This window comes from Bradyrhizobium sp. AUGA SZCCT0158 (assembly GCF_018130065.1).
Taxonomy (GTDB): Bacteria; Pseudomonadota; Alphaproteobacteria; order Rhizobiales; family Xanthobacteraceae; genus Bradyrhizobium.
Window position 1 is genome coordinate 263,745 of sequence record NZ_JAFCME010000001.1, and the last position, 24,257, is coordinate 288,001.

A 24,257-nucleotide genomic window follows, 5' to 3' on the forward strand; every position below is an offset into this window, starting at 1 on the left:
GTCACAGTCCCGATGCGATCAGATCGTGAAGTTCTTTTGCATCGAACTCGCGTTCGATCAGCCTGATCGAAACGATCCGGGCGAACTGGGCGAGTTCCGGATGAACGAACAGATCCGAAATCTGGATCGACACGCCGAGATCCTGCGACACCCGGCTGAGCAGCCGCACCGCAAGCAATGAGTGTCCGCCGAGCTCGAAGAAATGGTCATTGCGTCCAATCCGCTCGACGCCCAGCAACTCGCTCCAGATCTTCGCCAGCGCGATCTCGATTTCGTCCTCGGGCGCCGCATAGCGGCGCGCCGCTGCGTCCTCGTCTGGCGGCGGCAGTGCTCGCCGATCGATCTTGCCATTCGGGGTCAGCGGCAGTTGCTCGAGAACCACGATTACCGCGGGAACCATGTAGTCGGGCAGCATGGCGGACAACGCCTGGCGCAGCGCCTGGCGGTCCAACGCCCGCTCGCCGCTGGCGTAGGCGATCAGCTGACGTCCCGCCCTCGTCTCGCGTGTCACCACGACGGCGGCGCTTACGCCGCGCTGCTCCAGCAAGCGCGATTCGATCTCCCCCAATTCGATCCGGAAACCGCGAATCTTCACTTGATGGTCCGCGCGCCCGACATATTCGATCACGCCGTCAGCCCGCCACCGTGCCAGATCGCCGGTCCGATAGAGCCGCCCACCATTGCCGCCGAACGGATCCGGAATGAACCGCTCCGCCGTCAGCGCACCGCGCTTGAGATAGCCGCGCGCCAGCCCCACACCACCGATGAACAACTCTCCCGTTACGCCGGCGGGGACCATGTTGAGTTCAGCGTCGAGAATGTAGGCGGACCGGAGACCAACGGGCCGTCCGATCGGCGCGTATTGACCCGGCGTCAACGCAGCCTCGTCGACAGTCCATGCCGTCGGCGCGATCACGGTCTCGGTCGGACCATAGGCGTTGATCAGAAGACCGACATTGACGGCCCGACGAAACGCTTTGATTCCCGTATCCGACCAGGCCTCGCCGCCCACGATGCAGACTCTCAGCGAAAGGCGTCGGCCGCTATGCCGCAACGCTTCACTCAACTGGTCGACATAGGCCGGAGGCAGGAAGAGTACCGTGACCGAATGACGCTCGATTTCGCCAACCAGGTCGTCGATCAGCAGACCTGGCCTGGACGGCAAGACGAGCGACCCGCCTGTCATCAGCGGCACCAGCCACCTTTCGTGGGCAATGTCGAAATTGATCGAAGCCGACTGAAACTCCCGATCGCCCGAGTTCATGCCATACAGCCGGCCGATCGCCTCGCAATGCATGGCGAGCGGACCGTGCGAGACCGTCACGCCCTTCGGTGTTCCCGTCGAACCCGAGGTGTAGATCACATAGGCCAGGCTGTCCGGATGGATTTCGACATCGAGGTTGCTGACGTCATCACCGGCGCGCCACTGCTGCGGCTCATCGAGGCGCAAGGCCTCGACCCCGGTGTTGCGGAGCACCGGCGCAAGACGCTTGAGCGGCGCGCTTTCCGTCAATACCAACTTGGTCGCACTGTCGCGCAGCATGTGGGCGAGGCGATCGTCCGGATAGTCCGGATCGAGCGGAAGATAGGCGCCGCCGGCCTTCAGGACAGCCAGCAGCGCGACCATCATGTCCGGGCTGCGGGCCAGCGCCAGGCCGACCAGGCGATCCGGACCGATGCCCCACCGGCGAAGCCGTCGCGCCAGCCGGTTCGCGCGGGCGTTCAACTCACCATAGCTGACGGACGTCTCGCCCCACGCCAGCGCAACCGACGAAGGCGCCTGCGCGGCCCGCGCCTCGATCTGCGCGACGACGCCGATATGGGACGGCCGCGATGCCGCCAAGTTCGCGACGCCGCTCCAGTCCAGCAGCCGCCTTGCTTCATCGTTGTCGGGCAATCCGATATCACCCACCGGCCGCCCGGCATCGGCCACAACCTGCTCCAGCAATCCGTATAAGCCGTCTCGTAGACGCTGGATGCCGGCGCCGTCGAAACGGGCCCGGTCGTAGTTGAGCTCCAGATTGAGCGCATCCGCTCCGGCGAACACGGCAACCGCCAGCGCATAGTTCGTGGGCGTGACGTGCTCCACGCGTCCGAGACGAGGACCGTCCTCGCCGGTCTTCCGCAACGCCTCGTCGATCGGATAGTTTTCGAACACCAGGATGCTGTCGAACAGGGTCTGCCCGGCATGACCGGCCAGTCGCTGGATCTCGTATAGCGGCGTCCAGCCATGCTCGCGCAAGACCAGGTTCTGCTCCTGCAACTGACGCAGCCAATCGCCGACGCTGGCTTCCGGGCTTGGTGCGTCGACGATCGGCAGCGTGTTGATGAACAGGCCGACCATCTCCTCGGAGCCTGCCAGTTCCGCCGGACGGCCCGATACGGTCACCCCGAACGAGATTGCGCCTTGCCGCGAATGCCGCCGCAACAGTTGCGCCCACGCACCCTGAAGGAGCGTGTTGAGCGTCACCCGTTCCCGCTTCGCAAATGACTTCAGCCGTTCGGTCAGCTCGGCGCTTACCGCGAGCGCGATGCTGGCATGACCTGCGGCCTCCGGCACCATGCCGTTCGATGGCAGTGCATTCGCCAGCAAGGTCGGCGTATCCAGCTTTCCCAGCGCACCACGCCAGAACCTGGCTGCCGCTGCATGATCCCTGCCCTGCAGCCACGAGATGTAGTCGCGATAGTTGCCCTGCACCGTCGGCAGCGCGCCGCCGCTCATGTGCTGCAGCACCTCCGCAACCAGTCTCGCCGAGCTCCAGCCGTCGATAAAGATGTGATGATGGGTCCAGATCAGCCAGTGCCTGGCGTCATCGAGCCGGATCAAACGCACCCCCTGCAGCGGGGGGCGGGAGATATCAAAACCGCTTTCGCGCTCCCGGCGTGACGCGTCGGCCAGCGCGATTTCAAGCCGGCCGCTGCGCTCCAACGCCACCGCCCGATCGCGCCAATCCTCCTCGACAAAAGGCACCACCACATGACGGTGCACGACTTGTTGGGCCGCGCCCGACAGCTGCTCCCAGACGAAGCCCGTGCGCAACGCGGCGTGGCGGTCGCTCACTGCCTGCCACGCCGCTTTCAGCTTGCCGGCATCGAAGCCGAACAATTCGAGACCGACCTGGTTGACATAGACGTCGTCGACGCCGTCGCGGAGCGCGTGGAACAGCATGCCCTGCTGCATCGGCGAAAGCGGATAGATGTCCTCGATGCCGCGCAGATCCAGCGTCGTGCCCAGCCGGTCGAGATCGACTTGATTCAGGCCGGACAGCGCGACATCGGACGGCGTGAGTGCGGACGCACCGCTGCAGCAATGCGTCACCAGTTCGCGCAAAGCGGTCTCGTACATGTGCGCCAGCCGCTCGACCGTCTCCCGCCGATAACGTTTGCGCCCGTATCCAAAGGATAGAAGCAGACGTCCCTCACGCACCTGCGCCGTGATGTTCAGCCAGCCCCTGAGGCGAGCGGCATCACTTCGCGCCGCACCCGAACTCTCTGGTGCAAAGTCGAAGAGCGAGGAAGCACCCATGCTGCCGTCGAATCGGCCGAGATAGTTGAACACGATCTGCGGCCCGGCCAGCCGGCCCAGAGCGTGGCGTTGCTCCTCGGAACCGAGATAGCGCAACACGCCGTAGCCAATTCCACGGTTCGGGATGGCGCGAAGGTCTTCCTTGACCGATTTGATCAGCGCGGCGTCGTCGCGTGATCCATCATGGAGTCGCACCGGGAACGCTGTTGTAAACCAGCCCACCGTGCGGGAAACATCCGTCCCGGGAAAAATGTCCTCACGGCCGTGGCCCTCGAGTTCGACCGTCAACTCGTCGAGCCCGCCCCAGCGCGAGACGGCGCGCGCCAGGCTCGCCAGCAGCAGATCGTTGACCTGCGTCCGATAGGCGGATGGCGCTTCCTGCAGCAGCCTCGACGTCAATCCTACGTCGAGGACCAGCGACACCTCCTCCCCGTCCCTGACGAGGTCCGGACCACCATGATCATGATCGCATAACAGGTCGGCACCCGCTCCGCTCGTCAGCCAGAACGGCATTTCACCTGCAAGCGCCGGGGTGGCCGCATAGGCGTGCAGCCGCTCTCCCCACGACGCGTAGGATTCGCTCTTCGGCGGCAGCGAAACAGTGACCGCGCCATGCTTCAGCTGACCGTAAGCTGCGGCCAAATCTTCCAGCAAAACCCGCCACGACACGCCGTCAACTGCCAGATGATGAATCGCGATCAGCAATCGTTGACTGCCGTCGGCGAGATCCATGGCTGCCGCGCGCAACAAGGGACCGGATGACAGCGACAGACTCGCCTGCGCGGCGGACGCAATCGCCGCGACCTTCGCGGCGGCGTCGACATCCGTGCGAACCCACAGCAAGTCTGACGGCGCCGGCGCTGCGCCATATTCTGCCCGCCACGCGCGGTCTACCTGCTCGAAGCGCAAGCGCAACGCGTCGTGGTGATCCACGACCGCAACGAGCGCACGTCGCAGCACCTCCCAATCCAGCCGCGACTGCGGGACCAGCAGCACGGCCTGGTTCCAATGATTCCGGTTGCCGGCGTCCTCATCGAAGAAGCGGGTCTGGATCGGCAGGAGGCAGTGCCCGCCGGTTACCCGGTCGCTCCCCGCGCTGGGCTCCGCCTTCGACTTCTCACTCCTTGCGACAGGCACCGCTGTGATCGTCGCTACCGTCGCCAGGCGTGCGATGGCTTGCTGTCCAAAGACCTGTTTCGGCGTCAGACGAATGCCGCGCTTGCGGAGCCGCGCGATGATCTGCAGGCTGAGAATTGAATCGCCGCCGAGTTCAAAGAAATTGTCGTTGCGGCCGATTTGCTCTCGGCCGAGCACCTCGCGCCAGACCGCCGCGATCGCCTCTTCGGTCGCTCCCTCGGGGGCCGCGTAGTTCGCGACATCAGTGTCTTGATCCGGCTCCGGCAGCGCCTTGCGATCCGCCTTGCCGTTTGGCGTCAGCGGCAGGCGCTCCAGCAGAACGACCCGCGACGGCACCATGTATTCCGGCAGGACGGCCGCCAGTTGCTGCTTGATCGCCTCCGCCGTCGGCGCCGTGCCGGACCGGGGCACGCAGTACGCAACCAGTTCCTGCCGTTCGGCGCCTGCCCCGATGGCCCGGGCAATTACCACCGCGTCATCGATCTCGTGCAACACCTTGACCGCGCGCGCCACTTCGTCAAGCTCGATGCGGTAGCCGCGCAACTTGATCTGATCGTCGCCACGGCCGACGAACATCAACCGCCCCGACTGATCGCAGCGAACCCGATCCCCCGTCCTGTACAGCAGTTCCCCAGCCTGCCCGAACGGATTCGGCACGAAGCGTTCGGCGGTCAGGCCTGGCTGGCCACGATAGCCCCGCGCCAGCCCGGTACCTCCGAGATAGAGTTCACCGGTGGCCCCGATCGGCACCTCGTTCAGCGCATCGTCCAACACATGAGCGCGCAGATTGGCGAGCGGCAAGCCAATGGGAACTGGGCCCGTCTCACATGCAGGCTCGCATTCATGGGTAACCGCACCGACCGTCGTTTCTGTCGGACCATAGTGATTGAGAATTCGACATTGCGGCCGCAATTGACGGATTTCGCTCAGCAGCGCTGCGTCGCAGGCCTCCCCGCCGAGAATGAGGACATCGCGCGGCAGCAAATCGGCCGAGCGTGACGCCTGCAGCAGCCCGCGCAGATGGCTGGGCACGATCTTGAGAATGCCAACGTTGCCATCCCGCATCGCTTTCGCAAACAAATCCGCATCGAGGATGGCTTCCGGAGCCAATAGATTCAGCGTCGCCCCGGAGGCAAGCGCACCGAACAGCACGGTGTGACCGAGATCGGCCGCGACGGTAGAAACCATCGCCATGCTTGCACTCGGCGGCGGCTGCACGCGTTGCAGCAGGGCCTGGACATAATTGGCCAGCGCACCGTGCGAAACCGCCACCCCTTTGGGGGTCCCTGTCGAACCGGACGTGTAAATCACATACGCGGTCTGCGCCGGATGGATCGCACGATCCGGAAGCGCGCTCGGAAACTCTTCAGAGCTCGCCTCGGCGTCCGCCTCGAGCACGAGGCAATCGAGCGTAAGCGCCACGGCCCGCTTCTCACCAGCCGCCAACACGATCTCGATCCCGCCATCCGCCAGGATGCCTCGTACCCGTTCCACCGGCCATTTCGGATCAAACGGCACATAGGCTCCGCCGGCCTTGAGCACGCCGAGCAGCGCCGCCACGAAGGCCGGCGAACGCTCGATCCAGAGCCCAACAGGCGTTTCCCGTGTCACGCCCTCTGCAACGAGCATGCGCGCGATACCCTCCGACTTCCGCTCGAGGTCCGCGAAAGTCAATCTCTCGCTGCCGCATTGGACGGCAACCGCGGTCTGCCGATCGGCTGTCGACGCGCGATAAAGACTGATCACATCGATGAACCGGAACGCAGCAATCTGGCTTGGCACCACCTGCCGGTTCGCATCGTCGATGACGAAGTCCGACACAAGGCGTTCTGCGTCTTCCGCGATCTGGCGGAGCAGCGAGCCGAACTGTGTCGCCAGCCGCGAGATCGTCGCAGCGTCGAAGAGATCGGTGGCGTAGTTGAAGGTCGCCTTCATGCCATTGGCACCATCGACGATATCAAGTGCGACATCGAAGTGCGAGCCCGCGAGGTCCAGGATGTCGATCTCGGCGACCAGCCCTTCGACGCCCTCAAATCCGCCGGGCGCCTTCATATAGTTGAACTTCGCCTGGAACAGCGGGTTGTGACCGCCGCTGCGTTCGGGCCGCAGGCCGTCGACCAGCATCTCGAACGGAAGATCCTGATGGGAGAGCGCGTCGATTACCGCTCCCTTGACCTGTTGGAGCATGTTCGGGAACGTCGCTCCATCGACGATCTCGGAACGCAGCACCAGCGTATTGACGAAGCAACCGATCAAACGTTCGAGTTGTGCGTGGCGGCGTCCCGCGACGGGCACGCCGACGCGCAGATCGCTCTGGCCCGTATAACGGTACAGCAGCGCCTGATACGCCGCGAGCAGCAGCATGAAGACGCTCGCGCGATGTTTTCCCGCGATCTCGCGGAGCCGGGAGGCCAGCGCGCCGTCGATCGCAAGGCCGATCGTATCTCCGCCATGGCTTTGCGCCGCCAGCCGCGGCCGGTCATGGGGCAGGCCGAGCACCGGGTGCGTGTCACCCAGCTTTGAGCGCCAATAAGCCAGCTGCCGGTCCGCCTCACCTCCCGCAAGCCAATCACGTTGCCAGCCTGCGAAATCCGCATACTGAATCATCGGCACTGGCGGTGGACCGACGTCCTTCTGGATGAAGCTGCGATAAAGTCCAGCCAACTCCTGGAGCATCACGTCGAGCGACCAGCCATCGACGACAATATGATGGGCAAGCAGCAACAACTCGTGCGCGTCGTCTGCGAGCTGCAACAGAGCCGCCCGCAACAGCGGTCCATTGACGAGATCGAACGGTTTGGCGAGTTCGGATTGACCGATCCCCGCGGCATGTTCGGCGCGGTCGCCCGCGGGATATGAACGGAGATCCTCGTGCCGGATGCCAACACTCAGGGACTCGTGAACTACCTGTCTTGCGCGGCCTTCGTGCGCGACGAACGTGGTGCGCAAGACCTCATGGCGCTGAACGATTTCCGCAATCGCCCGCGACAAGGCGGCATGATCGAGCTTTCCTTTCAAACGGACCGTGCTGGCAACCGTGTAGGCCGTTCCGCCCGGGTCCATATTCCAGAGAAACCACAGCCGTTCCTGGGCATGGGACAAGATCCTGCGGCTTGCCGGCGCCGCCCGCTGGATCGGAGGGAGAGCCCGCCCCGCGCCCTCACCCACCAGAGTATCGATCCGCTCTGCGAAGGCTGCGAGCGTCGGCGCGTCGAAGAAGCTGCGCAATTCCAGCTCTACGCCGAAACGTTCGCGGATCGCGGCGGCTGTCTGTCCGGCCGTGATCGAGTTTCCGCCCAATACGAAGAAATCGTCTTCCCGGTGGACCGCCTGCAGGCCGAGCGCGTCGCGCCAGATCGACGCCAGGGCATGCTCGGTATCGCCCGCCGGCGCCGTCAATATGGTGCCATCGCGACGACGCCCTCTTTCGAAGACCATGAAACTGTCGAGCGTGTTGTCGGCCCAACGCGCGCTGCAGGCCGAACGCTGCAGCTTCCCGCTGGTCGTCAGTGGCATCCCCTGCGGATTCAACAGGATGATGACAGCCGGATATTCCTGAGCCTGTCGAAGCACAGCCTCGCCGATGGCCTGAGCAAGAGCCTCGGGATCGCTGCGCTTGAGAACGACACGGCTGAACTCGGCCGCGACACCAATGCTTTCCCGTCCGTCGATCTGGACCGCAAAAGCAGCCACCCGGCCGCTGCGAACCGACTCGACGTCGGCCTCCACCGCCTGCTCGACGTCCGTCGGATAGACGTTCTGACCGCGAACGATCAGGAGATCCTTGAGGCGGCCGGTGACGACCAGCGTGCCGTCTCGAATGAAGCCGAGATCTCCGGTGCGCAGCCAGCGCGTGCCATCCCGCTCGACGAATGCCTTGGACGTGGCTTCCGGATTATTCCAGTATCCGAGCGCTATGCTGGGGCCGGCGACCCAGATCTCGCCGACCTCGTCAGTCTCTGTGACCGCCGATCCATCCGTGCGCATGATGCACGTGACGTGATCACCAACCGTTTGACCGCAGGCTACGAGATCGGTGCCTTCATCGGCGGTCGCAATGCGACCTGCCGCGAGTGCCTCGGTATCGAGCGTATAGCTGACGGCTTTGGTCGCTCGGTTGCCTGCCGTCACCAGCAGCGTCGCCTCAGCCAGACCGTAGCAGGCGGTCAACGCGCGTCGATCGAAGCCGGCACGCTCAAATCGTTCACCGAATCTCTGAAGCGTGGTCTTGCGGACAAACTCGGAGCCGGAGAACGCGAATCTCCAACGGCCCAGGTCGAGCCGTCCGATCGTTTCATCGGAAACGCGGTCGGCACACAACGCGTAGGCGAAATCGGGCCCACCGCTGATCGTTCCACCGTGACGATCGATAGCCTCAAGCCAGCGTCGCGGCCGCTCGAGAAAATTGCGCGGCGACATCAAGACAGCTGTAAAGCCGGTGAACAGTGGATTCAGCAATCCACCGATCAGCCCCATGTCGTGATAGAACGGCAGCCAGCTGACGAACACGTCGTCAAGCGTTCCTGCTACGACGGCCTGGATGGCCTTCTCGTTAGCCGTTAAATTGGCGTGCGAGACGCAAACCCCCTTCGGTTGCGACGTTGACCCCGACGTGTATTGCAGGAACGCGACAGCATCCGCTGCTGGACTTGTCTCTCGCCATTCCGCAGCGAGTTCAGACGAAATCGCATCAACCTCGATAATCCAGACATTGGTCGGATCGGGGAGCGCCGCTTCCACGACATCACGCAGATTTGTTTCCGTCAGAATGAAGCGCGGCGTCGCGTCGCCCAGAATCCCGTTGAGGCGACCCGCATAACGATCGGCAGCACCCTCAGGCGGATACGCCGGAACCGCGATCGCACCCGCATACAGACAGGCATAGAATGCCACGGCATAGTCGAGCCCGCTGGGCAGGAGGATGACTGCCCGCTCGCCCGCGCAGCCCAATTGTTGCAATCGGGACGCGACGGCGCGAATCCTTGTATCGAGGGCGGCGAAAGTCAATTCGCCGGCGACATCATCCCCTTCGAGAAAGCGCAACGCCACCCGATCCGGACGCAACGCCGCGTGGCCGCGTAGACGTTCGACGAGATTGTCTTGATACATTGTCTCGAAATCCAGTCCGGAAATCCTCGCCTCGTGGGCAGCAAGGGACGATCAGCTCTGCCGATGCGCTTCGGCCATGGCGACGATCACCTTGCGCGGCCCCTTGAACGGCGCGCGCGCATGGGCGGTGAGCATGTTGTCGAGCATGACGACATCGCCGGCCTGCCAGGGGAAGCTGATCTTGTGCGCCTCCAGCACGTTGCGCACGGTGGTCAGCGTCTCGTCGTCGATTGGCGTCCCGTCGCCGTAGAACACGTTGCGCGGCAGTTCGACCTCGTCGCCGACGACGTCGAGCAAGCTCTCACGCACCTCCGGCTCGAGATTCGAGACGTGAAACAAATGCGCCTGATTGAACCAGACCCAGTCGCCCGTTACGGGGTGACGCGCCGTGCCCTGGCAGATCTGACGCGTCCGCAGCTCGCCGTCTTGCTTCCATTCACAGTCGATGTCATGGCGGGCGCAATAGGCCTCAACCTCCGACCTGGACTCGGTGCCGAACACCTGCTGCCAGTCGACATCGAGCCCGTTGCCGTAATTGCGGACATACATCACGCCCTTTTCGGCGAAACGCTCCCGAATGGCTGACGGCATGGCGCGATGGATCGCGCGGCTGTCGGCGATCGGCGTCTCGCCGCCCTCTTGTGCCCGCTGCATGCAATAGAACCAGATCTTCATCGGCCAATCCCTTGTATAGGCCTGCTCGTTATGCAGCGGAATATGCTGGTGCGGCGGGTATTCGGTGGACGTGTAGACGCCGGAAGTGACCTGCGAGCGCGGCGTCGATCCGAACTCGTAGCTGAGCAGCGGGTGGCCGAAATCGGCCGCGAAAGCCCGAAACGCGTCCGGGCCATCGAGGGAGAAGTCACGAAAGACGATGCCGCCGCAATCGGTCAAATGCCGGTCGACGGTATCGCGCAGCATCGGAAGCGCCGCGCCGAGCGGCTGCCCGGCCTTGTCGGCCTTCAGCAACAACGGAAGGCTCTTGCCCTCAACGAGTGGCAGGACGGAGAATGCGCTCATGATCCTTGCTCCAATGCGAACCCATCGACCGTCCGGATTGCCGGGCCAGGGCCGATCCGACCAGGTCGAGCAGTTCGGCTTGCTGCGTGTGAATGAAGAAGTGATGCCCCGGCAGCATGTCGAGCGCGAATTCGCCTGAGGTCTCCTGCTGCCAGGCTTCCAGCGATGTGCGGCTGGTCTCGTCGTCGATGCCGCCGAAGATGTGGACGGGACACGGCAGCGGACGCCGTGACCGATAGGTGTAGGCGCCACACATCAGGAAATCGGCGCGCAGCACCGGCAACGCCGACCGCATGAGTTCCGCATTCGCCAGCGCTTCGTCTGATGTCCCCTGAAGATTGCGCAGTTCGTTCAGCAGCGCTTCGTCGCTCAGCGGCAGGCGCCACTTGCTGCCGTCCCGAACGGCCGGCGCCTCCGTGCCCGATCCGAAGAAAATGGTCGGCGCCGGTGCGCCGCGATCGAGCAGACTGTGGGTGACCTCAAACCCAATCAACGCGCCGAGGCTGTGCCCGAACAACGCATAAGGACCATCAAGCCGGGCATGGATCTCCGCGGCCAGTTGCGAGGCGAGTGCGCGGGGATCCGTCGCCAATGGCTCGTCCATGCGCGCGCCGCGTCCGGGCCACTCGACCGGCCGGACGTCGATCCACGCCGGCAGCAGCGTGCGCCACCGTGCATAGAACATGGCGCTGCCGCCGGAGTAAGGCAGACAAAAAAGCCGCATCGGAAGACGGGCTCCGTTTGCTCAAGCCGACTTCTGCGGAGGAGCCGTTTCATCCATGAACTTGCGCAGCGTCAGCGGACGCATGTCGGTCCACACCTGCTCGATGTGGTCGAGGCATTCCTTCTTGGTGCCGGTCTTGCCGACTACCGTCCAGCCGTTCGGAATGTCCTTGAACGTCGGCCAGATCGAATATTGCTCTTCGTGATTGATGACGACGGTCAAGGTGACGTCGTCTCTGTCAAAAACCATCATGGCCGGCACCTTTCAGAAAAACGAAGCAACGGCGTCTGACTAGGTCAGAAGCAAATGATGGTCAAAGCAATATCGGCGACGCAGTTTTTAATAGCTCCAAAGTGGAGCGTTAGCGAAAAATACAACCTCCGCGCCGAGGATGAGCGCGTTCAACAACCGACTGATTTGCAAGGCGATCCCTATTTTTTGAATTCTAATCTTCCAAGCTGGAACATATTTCGTTCTTAAACGCGCGCGAACTCTCGGTATTTTCATCACCTTGTCATCAACTCCGCTGAATGCGAATGGGCAACATCCGAACAGGAAAATGCCGCCGCGGATGGGGTCCGCGACGGCACTTGTTGTCGGCGATGAGGGGCGACGCAGCGCTCAGAAGTTGAACGTCGTTGACAGGAGATAGGTACGCGGAGCCCCGAGGGATACGGCGCTGCTCACCGTGCGATAGGAGTTCCAGTACGCCTCGTTGAAGACGTTCTCGACATTGGCTCGAATGACGATCGGCTTGCCGTTCCAGGGAGACAGGAACGTGTAGCGCGCACCAAGGTCAACCCGCGTCCATGCCGGCAACTCCTGCGTATTCGCATCGTTGGCGAAACTCTCGCTGGTATAGATGACCCGACTCGTCAGCGTGAGCCCGTTCAGGAAGGGTGTGTCCCATTCGGTGCCGAAATTGATATTGACCGCCGACACACCGACCGGTCTTTTGCCATTATAGTTGAAGATAAATGCTCCGACCGAGGTCGATTGCCTGACCACTTCGCCGTCGATCAAGGTCACGCCACCCAGCACGCGGATAGCGGGCGTCACTTCACCGAAGACATAGAGCTCCATGCCGCGATTGCGCTGCTCGCCGGACAATTGCCTGGCAGGTAGGCGCCCCGGAACGGGAACCGCTATCGCGTTCGGGCTGGTGATATCGAACACGCTCGCCGTGGCGGTGATGCGGCCCATATCGATCTTGACGCCGGCCTCCATCTGCTTGGTCTGAGCGGGCGGGAGGATATCGCCGACGTTCGAGTAAGTCTGGGATCCAACGACGACTTCCGGCGCCTTAAGTCCTTCGATGTAGTTGGCGTACAGCGCGATGTTTTCCAGCGGCTTCACAATGACTGCATAGCCGGGACTCCAGGTCGGAACTTCAACGCTTGATGGGATGCCTGTTAGGCGGTTTAGACTGTCCGCGCCCGCCGTCTGCCGCCTGGCCCCAACGATGAACTGAAGCCTGTTGTTGAACATCGACATCGTATCGGCGATGCCGACGCTGGAGAGCTTGGTCTGGCTTTCCAGGTTCTGCGCGACGGTAGTGAAGTTCGGGTACGGGATCGCGACCGGGTTATACAGGTTTGAATTGACCGCTGCGCCCGCCCTGCCGAACGAGCTGTAGTCGCGCTCGAAGGCGGAGTAGTTTACCGTCACGAGGTGGTTCACGGGACCGGTGTCGACCGAAGCGCGAACCCCGACCTCGCCCGCATAATTGTCATAGACATCGCGTCCATTGAAGGGTGCGGCCGTCCAGGCGCCGTTGGCGGCCGTGATGCGCGGCGACGGATAGGTGTAGTCGATCTCGCTCTTGTGATAGCCAATTGCGCCATATGCGGTGACCGACTCGGTCAGGTCGGCTTCACCGCGCGCCATCGCGAACGCATCCCTGGGCTTCCATGTCGCCCAATCCGGCATGTAATTGGTGCCGGGCTTTGGTAATGCTGGAACCGGAATGGTGGTCGCAAACGGAGGGCTGGTAGTGAACGTCAGGAACCGCAGCGGCGGGTTCAGATTTTCGGCCTGATAACCGAGATCCGTGGAGAAGCGCACACGCTCGCCACGGTAATCCATATTGAGCACGGCATTGCCGACCTGGTCGGTCTGCCGGTCGAACGCGGTCTGTCCGCCTCCTCCACCGCCATTGAATCTGATTCCGAACTCCTTGTTTTCGCCGTAGCGCCGCGCCACATCGACCAGCGCTCCGACTTGAGACTTGGATATGTATCTGGTTGTCAGCTGCGTGATGTCGTAGTCGGGAGCGCTCTTCGTCACCAGGTTGATGCTTCCTCCGACGGCTCCTGCGGGCGGCATGCCGTTGAGCAGTACGCCCGGCCCCTTCAGAACCTCGACACGCTCAAGGTAATTCGCCGACGTTGAATAGAACGGCGCCAACCCATAGAGGCCGTCCATGGAATAGTCGCCGCTGTCGTAGTAGAAACCGCGAATATAGGCGCCGTCGATGCCGTTGCCGCTCGGCGTCTTCATCCGGACCGAGGGATCGTTGAGCAGGACGTCGCCGACAGTGCGCGCCTGCTGGTTCTGTATCGTCTGCGCGGTATAGCTGGTCTGGTTGAACGGCGTGTTCATGACGCCGCGATTGCCCAAAAATCCGAGTTGCGATCCCGTCGCCACCTGCCCGCCCGCATAGGGGGCTGGAGGTGCACCGAGAGCTCCGGTCGAAGGTGTCGGATACGGAACCGGTTCGACGCGGCGAGGCGCCGGCGCGGCGACGCGGCGTTGCACGCGCGACGTGGACGGTTGCGTTCTCCGTGCCGCGGGCCGCGCTCGCTGCTGCTGAGTCGGGGCATCCACCGTGACAGGCGGCAAGCTCTGCGCGAACGCTTTCTGACCACTGGCAAAATCGAGAGAAAGAGCAAGATAACTTACCGCGCCCAACGAAACAGCGCGCACAACATTTCTGGCCGCAATCTTATACGTCATACTTCCACCCCAAAGCCCATAAGCAGGTCCCTGAGGCCGTTCTATCTTCGCGAGTGGAAACAGCGAGTAGAAGCTATCTAAGGTAATGCTACGTGCGCACAACGGATTGCATCAGTGGCGATCGAGCAACACCGAATATTTTCGAGTCGTTCTAAACAATCGCACTGAGATTTTTTAACCGTTCTAAACTTGCAAGCTGCGCGCGAAGTCGAATGAAACAGTCGGACGTCGTCTCATCATCTCATCCCAACAAATTACGTAACGCACGGATGAAGACCCGCGAGCCGATTTCAATCAACTCGTCCGGAAAATCATAGTCCGGCTGATGCAGGCCGGGATGCCGCGTGCCCGCCCCCAGGAAAAACATCGCGGCCTTTGACCGGTAGTTGAAACGTCCAAAATCCTCCGACCCCCGCATCGGCAGCCCCTGCCCGGAATATTGCACGCCTTCTGCATCCAGCGCATTCCGGAGATGGACGACGGCCTCCGCGTCATTGATGCAATGATTGAACACGTCGCGATAGGAAATTTCCGCCTTCAGTCCTTCGCTTGCCGCGACGTCCCGGACCAGGCTTTCGGCCTGCGCGCGAAGAGCGTCCATTTTCGAATCGGTCAGCGTCCTGAGTGTCGCCCAGACCTCGGCCTGACCGGGCGAGATGCCGAACGCCGGTTCGCCCAACCTCGCATGGGTGACCGTCACCATTGAGAACTCCTCGTCGAGCGCCCCGCCCCGACCGAGCGCGCCGATCTCGCCCAATAGTCTGGCGATTGCGGCTTGCGGTGAAACACCGAGTTCGGGGCTCGACGCATGCGAGGTTCGCCCGGACAGTTTGATCTGCATACCGCGAGAGGCGCAGTTGACCAGCCCCTCGGCGATCGAAACTTGCCCGAGGGGAAGTCCCGGCAGATTGTGCAACGAGAACACAAAATCGGGCTGCACCTGCTCAAATTTCTCGTCGGCGAGGACGGCAGCGGCGCCAGACCCATCCTCTTCCGCCGGCTGGAACCCCGCGCCGGGTCCCAGATCGCGATATCCGCATCGGCGCCAACCGCGATCGAGCCCTTGCGCGGATGCAGATTGTAGATCTTTGCGGGCGCCGTCGCGGTGAGGTCGACGAACTTTTCGATTCCGAGGCGCCCCCTGGAAACCATGGCGTCAAACAGCAGCGGCAACCGGACTTCAAGGCCCGGCAAACCGTTCGCCACTTGTTTGAAATTCGGATTGGGGCCGGCCTGCAGTTTACCGGTTTCGTCGAACCGGTACGGCGCGTGGTCGGACGACACGGTCTGGAGATCGCCAAGCGCCAGCGCCTGCCACAGTGCTTCCTGGTCGGCGGCGCGGCGCGGCGGCGGGCTGCACATCCATTTGGCGCCCTCCACGCCGGGCTTGTCGAGATCATCGGCAGTGAGAAACAGATATTGCGGGCAGGTTTCCGCGAACACCTTCAGCCCCTGCCCGCGCGCATCGCGGATGACCTTGGCGCCTTCCGCCGTCGAGACGTGGAAGATCATGATCGGCTGGTCGATCAACGCAGCCATGCCAATCAACCGCGTGAACGCCTCCGCTTCGGAAACGCGGGCATGGCTGATAGCGTGATATTTCGGATGGGTATAACCGCGCGCGAGCAGCCGCTTCACCATCCAGGAAATGATCCCGTGGTTCTCGGCATGGGCGCAGAGCATCGCACCGCCGTCACGCGCCGCCAGCAGAATGTCGAGCAGCGGCTCGTCATCGATCTTCAGGCGATCATAGGTCATGAAGATCTTGATCGAGCCATGGCCCTGCTTGATCAATGCCGGCAGGTCCGTCTCCAGCGTTTCCTTTGTCGGATCGGCGATGATCATGTGAAAGGCGTAGTCGATCACCGCGCCCTTTCTAGCCAGCGCGTGATAGTCCTCCAGCACCTGCGGCAGTTTCATGCCGACGTGCTGGGCCGCGAACGAGATCACACTCGTGGTGCCGCCGAAGGCGGCCGAGACCGTCGCGCTCTCGAATGTATCGGCGTTCATGATGCCCGCGGCTGAAAGCTGTTCGATATGGGCGTGGCTGTCGACACCGCCGGGCAGCACCAGCTTGCCGCTCGCATCGATCTCGCGTCGCCCGGCCGGCAGCCCGCAGCCGACCGCGACGATCGTCTCGCCGGAAATGGCGACGTCGGCCTCGAACACGTCGCTGACGGTCGCGACGCGTCCGCCGCGAATAAGGAGGTCGTAGGCGGGCTCGGTCATGGCAAACTCTCCAGCAATTAAGTCCTTCAAATCCTAGGCCTTGCGCTCACCCCATAAAAGCATGGATCGTACCGTTACGCTGCCTTGCGCTTTCGCAGCAGACGGTAGACCATGCATCGCTGGATGGCATGGTCATTGCTTCCATTGTCATCCTGTTGCGCCGATCTCGCGGTATCAACGGACGCGTCACCCGCAGGAAAATACCATGTCCCGGCCCCGCATTCTCGTCATCAATCCCAATTCCAACCAGCTCGTGACACAAGGCCTGGAGCAAGCCTTGAAGCCACTCGACTTTGAAGGCGGACCGGAGATCGTCTGCGAGACCCTGGCCGAGGGCCCCTACGGGATCGAGAGCCAGGCCGACGTCGATAGCGTGGCGATGCCGCTGCGCCGGCTTGTCGAAGGCGACAACAGTTCGGCCGCCTTTGTCATTGCCTGCTACAGCGATCCGGGCCTGCATGTCTGCCGCGAAGCGACGGACCGGCCCGTTTTCGGCATCGCCGAATGCGGCGTGCTGACGGCGCTTGCGCGCGCCGAAACCTTCGGCGTCATTGCGATCGCACCGCGCTCGATTCGCCGCCACGTCCGCTACCTCAGGCAGATGGGATTGATGGATCGCCTGACGCGGGAGCGTCCGCTCAACATGAGCGTGGCGGAGACGGCGTCGGGCGAAGGAACGCTCGCGAAGATGATCGAGGTCGGGCGCGCGCTCAAGGACGAGGACGGATCCGGCGCCATCGTGATGGGCTGTGCCGGCATGGCGCGTCACCGAAGGCCGCTGGAACAAGCGCTCGGGATTCCCGTGATCGATCCGACGCAGGCGGCTGTGACCATGGCATTGGGTACGGTGCAGTTCTCGCATCAATGAGTTTAGTTCGACAGCTCACCGTTACGTGCAAGCCACCGCGCGGAGATGCCCGACATCTAGTTTTCCGGCGGCGGCACCGCGCCGGTGCGGCTGGTGATCAGGCCATAATGCTCAATGCGGCGGTGGTTGGCGAAGTTGAAGATGGTCTTCTTGCCGAAATCGGTGGCATCGAGGTCGCAAGGATACACCAGCAATTCATCTTCTTCGGTTTTCGCCTCGAGGACGATCTCTCCGTCCGGGTTGACGATCAGGCTGCCGCCGATCAAGGGGTGGCCATCCTCGACGCCGGCCTTGGCGACGCATACGACCCAGGTAGAGTTCTGGTAGGCACCAGCCTGTGCGGACAGCCGGTTGTGGAAGAGCCGCTTCTCGGGCCCCTCCTCGCGCTTCTCGGCATTGACCGAGGGTGTGTTGTAGCCGATCAGCACCATCTCGACGCCCTGCAGACCCATCACGCGGTAGGTTTCCGGCCAGCGCCGGTCGTTGCAGACAGCCATGCCGAAGATTCCGCCGAGCGCACGCCAGACGTTGAAACCGAGATCGCCGGGCTCGAAGTAGCGCTTCTCCAGATGCTGGAACGCGCGCTTCGTGTCGAACTCCGAATGACCGGGCAGATGGACCTTGCGGTATTTGCCGACAATTGTTCCGGACTTGTCGGTGAGGATGCAGGTGTTGAAATGATGCCCATCCGGCGTCAGTTCGGCGTAGCCAAAATTCATTGCGATCTTGTGGTGGGCCGCCCGTTCAAACAAGGGCTTTGTCGCCGCGTTCGGCATCTCGCGTTCGAACCAGGTGTCGATCTCAGCCTGGACCTCCATGTACCAGCGTGGAAAGAACGAGGTGAGGGCAAGCTCCGGATAGACGATCAGATCGGCGCCCCTCGCCTTGGCTTCATCCATCAGCGCGATCATGCGTTTGACGACGGTTTCGCGGCTGTCGGCTTTCTGGATCGGACCCAACTGGGCGGCGGCAACAGTGATGACGCGCATGGATACCTTTCTGAGCGCTTCCATTTAAGGCGGCGCTTGCATGAACATGAAGCAGCCTGTGAAGCTCGGAGTCCTATCCGGCTCAATCGAGCCATCAGTTAAAGTTTTGGTTCACACGAAGTCAATTCCGGAGACAGTCCTCGTGATGCACGTCAGTTCTGCGTTTCTGCTCGCCGCCCCCGCGACGCGCGCCAGCGCATGGTCGAGCGTGCCGTCACGGATCGGCGCCGGCTGCGTTCAGGCCGGTCGGGTCATGAAGCCGTCGAAGAATGTCGTGAGCGGCCCGTAGCCATCGAGCGGCAGAACGTGCGCCACGTACTGGTCTGGCCGTACGACCACGATGCATCCCTGTTCGCGATCGATGCCGCGCATCGTGAAGATGTCGTTGCCGCCTGTCAGGTCGGCGCAGAACATTTTTTCGTAGTCGCGAAGTCCATAACGCCCCTTCGCCGGCAGCAGGAAGGACGGCATCGCCTCGATGGCGAGCGCATGATGATCCTGCTGGAAAACCGCGCGAACATCGATCACCGAGTCGATGTCCTCGTTATCAGGGGTGAATTTCCGCACAGGAGAGTCCTGCGCCTCGGCGAGGAAGTCGCACAGGGCCCGGATGCCGGAGTTGGACGCGGCGGGATCCTCCGCGCCGGCAAAGGCAAAAATGCGCCAGCGGCCGTCCGCCCTGACCGTGTGGCCGAGGTGAACCGGCTTGGCGTCGGCCACACGGATGACCGGCGCCGAATGAAAGCGCATGCCAATCGTCAGCCCCTCGGCCAGATGCTGATGGGTTGGCTCGCCGGTCAGGATCGAGGGCCGGTAACGGGCCGCGGTTCCCGCGGTGTAGCGCCCGTGCCTCACGAAATAGCTCTGCGTCTCGGCCGGATCGAACCCCTTGCTCGACGCGAGCAAGGCGGCCCATTCGCGGTCGAAGTCGATCAGTTCCTTGGCGATAGCCTGGCGTTCGGCCGAATAGCTGTGCAGGAGGCTGGGTGCGCAGCGTTGCCGCAAGACCGAGGCCAGCTTCCATCCGAGATTGAAGCCGTCCTGCATCGACACGTTCATGCCCTGGCCCGCTTTCGGGCTGTGGGTGTGGCAGGCGTCGCCGGCGATGAACACACGCGGCAGACGTTTCGCAACCTCCGCTTCCGGCACGTCATCGAACTTGTCGCACAGGCGCTGGCCGATCTCATAGACCGACCACCACGGAATCTCCTTCACGTCGAGCGAATAGGGATTGAAAATGCGCCGCGCCGCCGCGATCAGGTCATCGGCCGTGATATTGCGGCTGGAAACCCGCTCCCCGGCATCGAGCTTGTCGAGTTCGATATACAGCCTGAAAAGATAGCCGCCTTCCCGCGGGATGATGATGATGCTGCCGTGGTTGGCGGACTGTATCAATGACTTGAAGCGGACATCGGGAAAGTCGGTGACGGCCAGCACGTCCATGACGCCCCAGGCATGGTTGGCGGAGTCGCCGCGCAGCGTGCGCCCGATGCTCGTGCGCACCGTGCTGCGCGCGCCGTCGCAGCCCACCACGTAGCGCGCCTTGATGGTCTCAATCTGTCCTTCGTGCGCCGAATCGAGCCGTTCGAATCTCGCGCTCACCTGATGGGGACCGGCATCGTCGCCGGAGGTGACCGCAGGGTCGACCTGAAGATCGAGCAGGCGCCGCGCATAATATGGCTCAAGCCGCGACGGCGATTTGCGCATGACATCAAGGTAGAAATCATGCACCCGCGCCTGGTTCAGGACGACATGCGGAAACTCCGACAGCCCGTCTTCGGTGTCCTGCACCCGTCCGCTGCGGACGATGTTGTCGGGCTGCGCGGGGTCGGGTTTCCAGAAGGTCGTCTCGTTGATCCAGCAGGCTTCCTTCAGCACACGCTCGCTGAAGCCATAGGCTTCGAACATCTCCATCGTGCGGCAGGCAACGCCATCGGCCTGGCCGCGGAGCAAAGGGCCCGGCTTCTGTTCGACGATGCAGGTCTTGATGTCGGGAAAGGCGGACAGTTGAGCCGCCAGCGTCAGCCCGGCCGGACCGCAGCCGACGATGAGGATGTCGACCTCCGCCGGAATGGCGCCGGCAGATCCTGACGCGACAACCCGTTGTGCCGGATCTTGAATCTCGGGGTCGCCGGGTTCGAATCCGTTAAGATGGAATTGCACAAAACCCTCCCCGCGCCTGACGCGACTTCCGGGCCGTTAGCTTGCCGGGCTCCAAAAAGCCGTTGCCGAATTTAATCAGTATGCTTATTATCAGTATACTTGTCAAGCGAGCGACCTGGAGGGTTTGGGTGACCGAGAACGACGACAAGCCGGGGCACCTGGCGCGCCGGTTCCAACAGATCGCGGTGGCGATCTTCCACGCCGCGGTCGAGGAAGCCGGCTATGACCTCACCCCCGTTCAATACGCAGCGCTCAGCACCATCGGGACGCAACCGGGAATCGATCAGGCGACGCTTGCCGGGTTGATCGCCTATGACCGGACGACCATCACCGGCGTTGTGGATCGGCTGGTGCAGAAAGGCTTGCTGGTTCGGCAGGCCAGCCGCACCGACAGGCGCGCCCACGCGTTGCAGATCACCGATGAAGGACATCGGACCCTCGACGGGATAGAGCCGGCCGTCGAAGCGGCGCAGCGAATCATATTGGCTGGCCTGTCCAATGCCGAGGCCGCGACACTCATGCGGCTCTTGCGCAAGGCCATCGCGGCCGGCAACGAATTAAGCCGCGCGCCGCAGCAAACGGCTTTGAGCGGTGCCGCCAGAAAGAAATAGCTTTCGTTCGTGAGGCGGCGCCGACGGGAAGCTCAGCTCCGCAATGCTGCTCACGGTGCCATTGCGGTCGAAGATCAGGCAGATTAATCGACGCCGGTCCTGAGGATCGCCAGCGCGAGGGCCTGGGCGCGAGGGACGATGCTGTCGAGCTCGAGATATTCCTGCGCGGTGTGGGCATTGCCGCCGACCGGGCCGACACCGCAAATCGTCGGGGTGCCGACGCTCGCGGTGAAGCCGGAATCGGCGCAACCGCCGGCGAATTCGCCAGCGACGTTGGGCAGGCCTGCGTCCTTCGCCGCCGCGCGGTAGCCATCGAACAGGATTTTCGACGTCTCACTCTGCACCACCGGCAGGAATTCGCCGTTGATGTGCAGCTTCGCCGTCGTGCCCGGCACCGTCGACGTGGCGATAATGGCCTCGATCGCCGCCAGCGTGGTGGCGCGATCGGCGGGATCGATGTAGCGCATGTCGATCTGACCCTCGGCATGCGGCGCGGTCGTGTTGACCGACTGGCCGCCAGCAACCAACCCGACATTGAGGGTGATGCCTTTTGCAAGGTCGGTCAAAGCATGGATCTGCACGATCTTGTGCGCGAGCTCGCCAATCGCGCTGATGCCTTCCGCAAAATTGCCGCCGGAATGCGCGGCCTTGCCCGATATCTCGAAGCGCATGAACACGCCGCCCTTGCGACTGGTGACCACGTTGCCGGTCGGCCGGCCGGGCTCGGAATTATACACCGCACGCGCCGCACGGCCTTCGCGCTCGATCACCGGGCGCGACGACGGCGAGGCGATCTCCTCGTCGGCGGTGAGCAGCAGCTTGATCGGGCACGGCGCGCCGCCGAATTTGTGGAATGCCGCGGCGACAAAGGCGTTGATCACCAGACCGGCCTTCATGTCGGCAACCCCGGGCCCATAAGCCCTGCCGCCCTCGATGGTGAACGGCCGGCGCGCCACCTCACCCTTGGGAAACACCGTGTCGCGATGGCCCATCAACAAGACAGGCTTTTCGTTGCTGCCCGGCTTCGTCACCAGCGCATGGACGGCATCGCCGAACACGTCATGAGGTTCGCGCCACGCCTCGATACCGTGCGCCGCAAAATGCTGCTCGAACCGTGCGCCCACCGCATCGACGCCCGCCTTGTCGTAGGAACCGGAATCGATGTTCACGGCGTCGCGCAGCAGATCGATCATGGATTGCTTTTGCGACGCGATCCATTCGGTGATCTGCGCTTCGGTGCTGGCGAGCATGGCAGTTCCTTCCAAGTTTCTTATAGCGCCATGGCGGCGGCGGCGTTCGACACGTCCGTCTTCCGCATCATCATCCGCGCAATCGCCTCGCCAATCACCACCGTGGTGAAATGGGTATTGGCGCGGCAATCGGACGGCATGATCGAGGCGTCCGCCACACGCAGCGCGGCGATGCCCTTCACGGTACCATCCGGATTCACAACGCCATTGGCGTCGTTGAAATCAGCCATGCGACAGGAACCGGCCGCATGCTGAATGTCGCCGGTGTCGCGACGGAGCAGCGCTTCGAGCTCCCCATTCGGCAGCGCCGCGGCCTGCGGCAGCGTGAGATCGGTGTCGATCAGGCGAATCCACTCGGCGATGTCGGCCAGCGCCGGCTGGGTGGTAAGCACGGCCAGCCGCTTCACGGCATCGACCATGCGCAGCAGGTCGCGGTCATCGGCGAGCATGTTTTCCTCGACGATCGGGTCGATCGACGGGTCGGTCGAAGCCAGCCTCAAATTGCCGCGCGAATAGGCGTTGAACAGCCCCGCACCGATGGCGCCGGGGTTGCCGATGCCGCGATGGTTGAAGGCGATCAGGATCATGTCGCGCTTGCCGCCATCCGCAAGCCCGGATGAATAGGTCACGCAGCAATTGGTATGACGCGTATCCGGGTCTGTCGGCCGAACTTCCTCGCGCAGCTTGATGGTGGCGCGAAACAGCGGATGGTCGAAGAAATGCTTGCCGACCGGCAGGTCGCGCTCGACCGCGATGCCCATCGCCTTCAGCTCGTCGGCCGGGCCGATGCCCGAACGCAGCAAGATCGCCGGGCTGTGAATGGCGCCGGCGCACAGCACGATCTCGCGTGCGCTGATTTCCAAACTGCCCTGCCCTTCGACGTGAACCAGCACGCCGGTTGCCTGGCCGTCCCTGATCAGGAGCCGATCGACCAGCGCATGCCCGCGAATTTCCAGATTGGCGCGGCCGCGCGCCGGCTCCAGATAGGCCTCATTGGTGGTGATGCGGCGGCTGTCGCGGCTGTTGATCGGATAGCAGGCGACGCCCTCGCCATCCGGTCCGTTGAGATCGGCACACCACGGATATCCCGATGCCAGCGCGGCGTCACGGAGTCCACGATCGATCGCCCCCCACTTCTCCGGCGGCGCGCGATAGACCGGCAACGGTCCGCCGCGGCCATGGCCTGCGCGGTCGCCGAACTCGAAATCGTCCTCGATGACCGAGAACAGCGGCATGACCTCTTTTGCGGACCAGCCGGTGCAGCCACCGGCCGCCCATTCGTCGAACGCGTCAGCCACACCGCGGATGGCGATCTGGCCGTTCATCATCGAACTGCCGCCGAGTCCCTTACCGCGCCAATAGAAGCGTGCCTCCTGCCCCGCCACCCGGCGCGTCAGCAGATTAGGCCACTGCCATTTCTCCTGATATTCGCGCTGGTGAATGATCGGAATTGGGTTCGGCGTCCGGACTTCCCAGGGCGCCTCATCGGCACGCCAGTCGAGGCCCGCTTCCAGCAGCAGCACGCGCCTGGCAGGATCCTCGGAGAGCCGGGCGGCAACCGCGGCACCGGCAGAACCGCCGCCGACTACAATGACGTCATACATGGCGTTACTTCTCGATGTTCCAGAAAATCGCAATCGCGGAGGGTACAAACCGCAGACTGACACGATAGCGGC

Annotated in this window: 12 protein-coding genes and 1 pseudogene; 2 read left to right on the forward strand and 11 right to left on the reverse strand. The window is 63.0% G+C overall.

All coding sequences use genetic code 11. The annotated features are described in order from the left end of the window. Position 1: 1 nt before the first annotated feature. From JQ574_RS01155 to hydA, 7 genes and pseudogenes are all read right to left on the reverse strand, one after another. A complete protein-coding gene (locus JQ574_RS01155) occupies positions 2–9,772 on the reverse strand; it encodes a non-ribosomal peptide synthetase (protein WP_212383189.1) in 9,771 nt (3,256 codons plus the stop codon). A 51-nt stretch (positions 9,773–9,823) separates the two neighbouring features. Next, the gene (locus JQ574_RS01160; protein ID WP_212208255.1) at positions 9,824–10,792 is read right to left on the reverse strand and encodes a TauD/TfdA family dioxygenase; all 969 of its coding nucleotides are present in this window, start codon (positions 10,790–10,792) and stop codon (positions 9,824–9,826) included. After that, positions 10,761–11,516, reverse strand: coding sequence for a thioesterase II family protein (locus JQ574_RS01165; protein ID WP_212208254.1), 756 nt, complete (start codon positions 11,514–11,516; stop codon positions 10,761–10,763). The genes JQ574_RS01160 and JQ574_RS01165 overlap by 32 nt, the downstream gene beginning before the upstream one ends. A gap of 21 nt (positions 11,517–11,537) precedes the next feature. Continuing rightward, positions 11,538–11,768: an MbtH family NRPS accessory protein gene (locus tag JQ574_RS01170; protein ID WP_212208253.1), complete on the reverse strand. Its 231-nt coding sequence runs from the start codon at positions 11,766–11,768 to the stop codon at positions 11,538–11,540. Between the two features lie 369 nt (positions 11,769–12,137). After that, complete coding sequence (locus JQ574_RS01175; RefSeq protein ID WP_312014645.1) at positions 12,138–14,573, reverse strand: TonB-dependent siderophore receptor; 2,436 nt, start codon at positions 14,571–14,573, stop codon at positions 12,138–12,140. 139 nt (positions 14,574–14,712) lie between these two features. Continuing rightward, positions 14,713–15,495 (reverse strand): M20/M25/M40 family metallo-hydrolase, encoded by a 783-nt coding sequence (locus JQ574_RS01180; protein WP_212383253.1) that lies wholly within the window; start codon positions 15,493–15,495, stop codon positions 14,713–14,715. Then, positions 15,480–16,700, reverse strand: a pseudogene (gene hydA / locus JQ574_RS01185) (dihydropyrimidinase); the annotation flags it as partial. The gene JQ574_RS01180 and the pseudogene hydA, both read right to left, overlap by 16 nt. Before the next feature lie 205 nt (positions 16,701–16,905). On the opposite strand from hydA, the gene JQ574_RS01190 reads away from it, so the two are divergent. Continuing rightward, positions 16,906–17,568 (forward strand): aspartate/glutamate racemase family protein, encoded by a 663-nt coding sequence (locus JQ574_RS01190; RefSeq protein WP_212383192.1) that lies wholly within the window; start codon positions 16,906–16,908, stop codon positions 17,566–17,568. A gap of 56 nt (positions 17,569–17,624) precedes the next feature. On the opposite strand, the gene JQ574_RS01195 is transcribed toward JQ574_RS01190, so the two are convergent. Both JQ574_RS01195 and JQ574_RS01200 read right to left on the reverse strand, forming a co-directional pair. Further along, entirely contained in the window at positions 17,625–18,557 is a 933-nt protein-coding gene (locus tag JQ574_RS01195; protein ID WP_212205876.1) for an N-carbamoyl-D-amino-acid hydrolase, read from the reverse strand. A 237-nt stretch (positions 18,558–18,794) separates the two neighbouring features. Next, positions 18,795–20,720 (reverse strand): FAD-binding monooxygenase, encoded by a 1,926-nt coding sequence (locus JQ574_RS01200; RefSeq protein ID WP_212205874.1) that lies wholly within the window; start codon positions 20,718–20,720, stop codon positions 18,795–18,797. Between the two features lie 128 nt (positions 20,721–20,848). Between JQ574_RS01200 and JQ574_RS01205 the strand changes: the two genes are divergently transcribed. Next, positions 20,849–21,331, forward strand: a complete 483-nt coding sequence (locus JQ574_RS01205; protein WP_212205867.1) for a MarR family winged helix-turn-helix transcriptional regulator — start codon at positions 20,849–20,851, stop codon at positions 21,329–21,331. 83 nt (positions 21,332–21,414) lie between these two features. Here JQ574_RS01205 and JQ574_RS01210 read toward each other — a convergent pair whose 3' ends face one another. Further along, positions 21,415–22,581, reverse strand: coding sequence for a M20 family metallopeptidase (locus JQ574_RS01210; protein WP_249119009.1), 1,167 nt, complete (start codon positions 22,579–22,581; stop codon positions 21,415–21,417). Between the two features lie 20 nt (positions 22,582–22,601). After that, a complete protein-coding gene (locus JQ574_RS01215) occupies positions 22,602–24,185 on the reverse strand; it encodes a GMC family oxidoreductase (protein WP_212205865.1) in 1,584 nt (527 codons plus the stop codon). Positions 24,186–24,257: the final 72 nt, after the last annotated feature.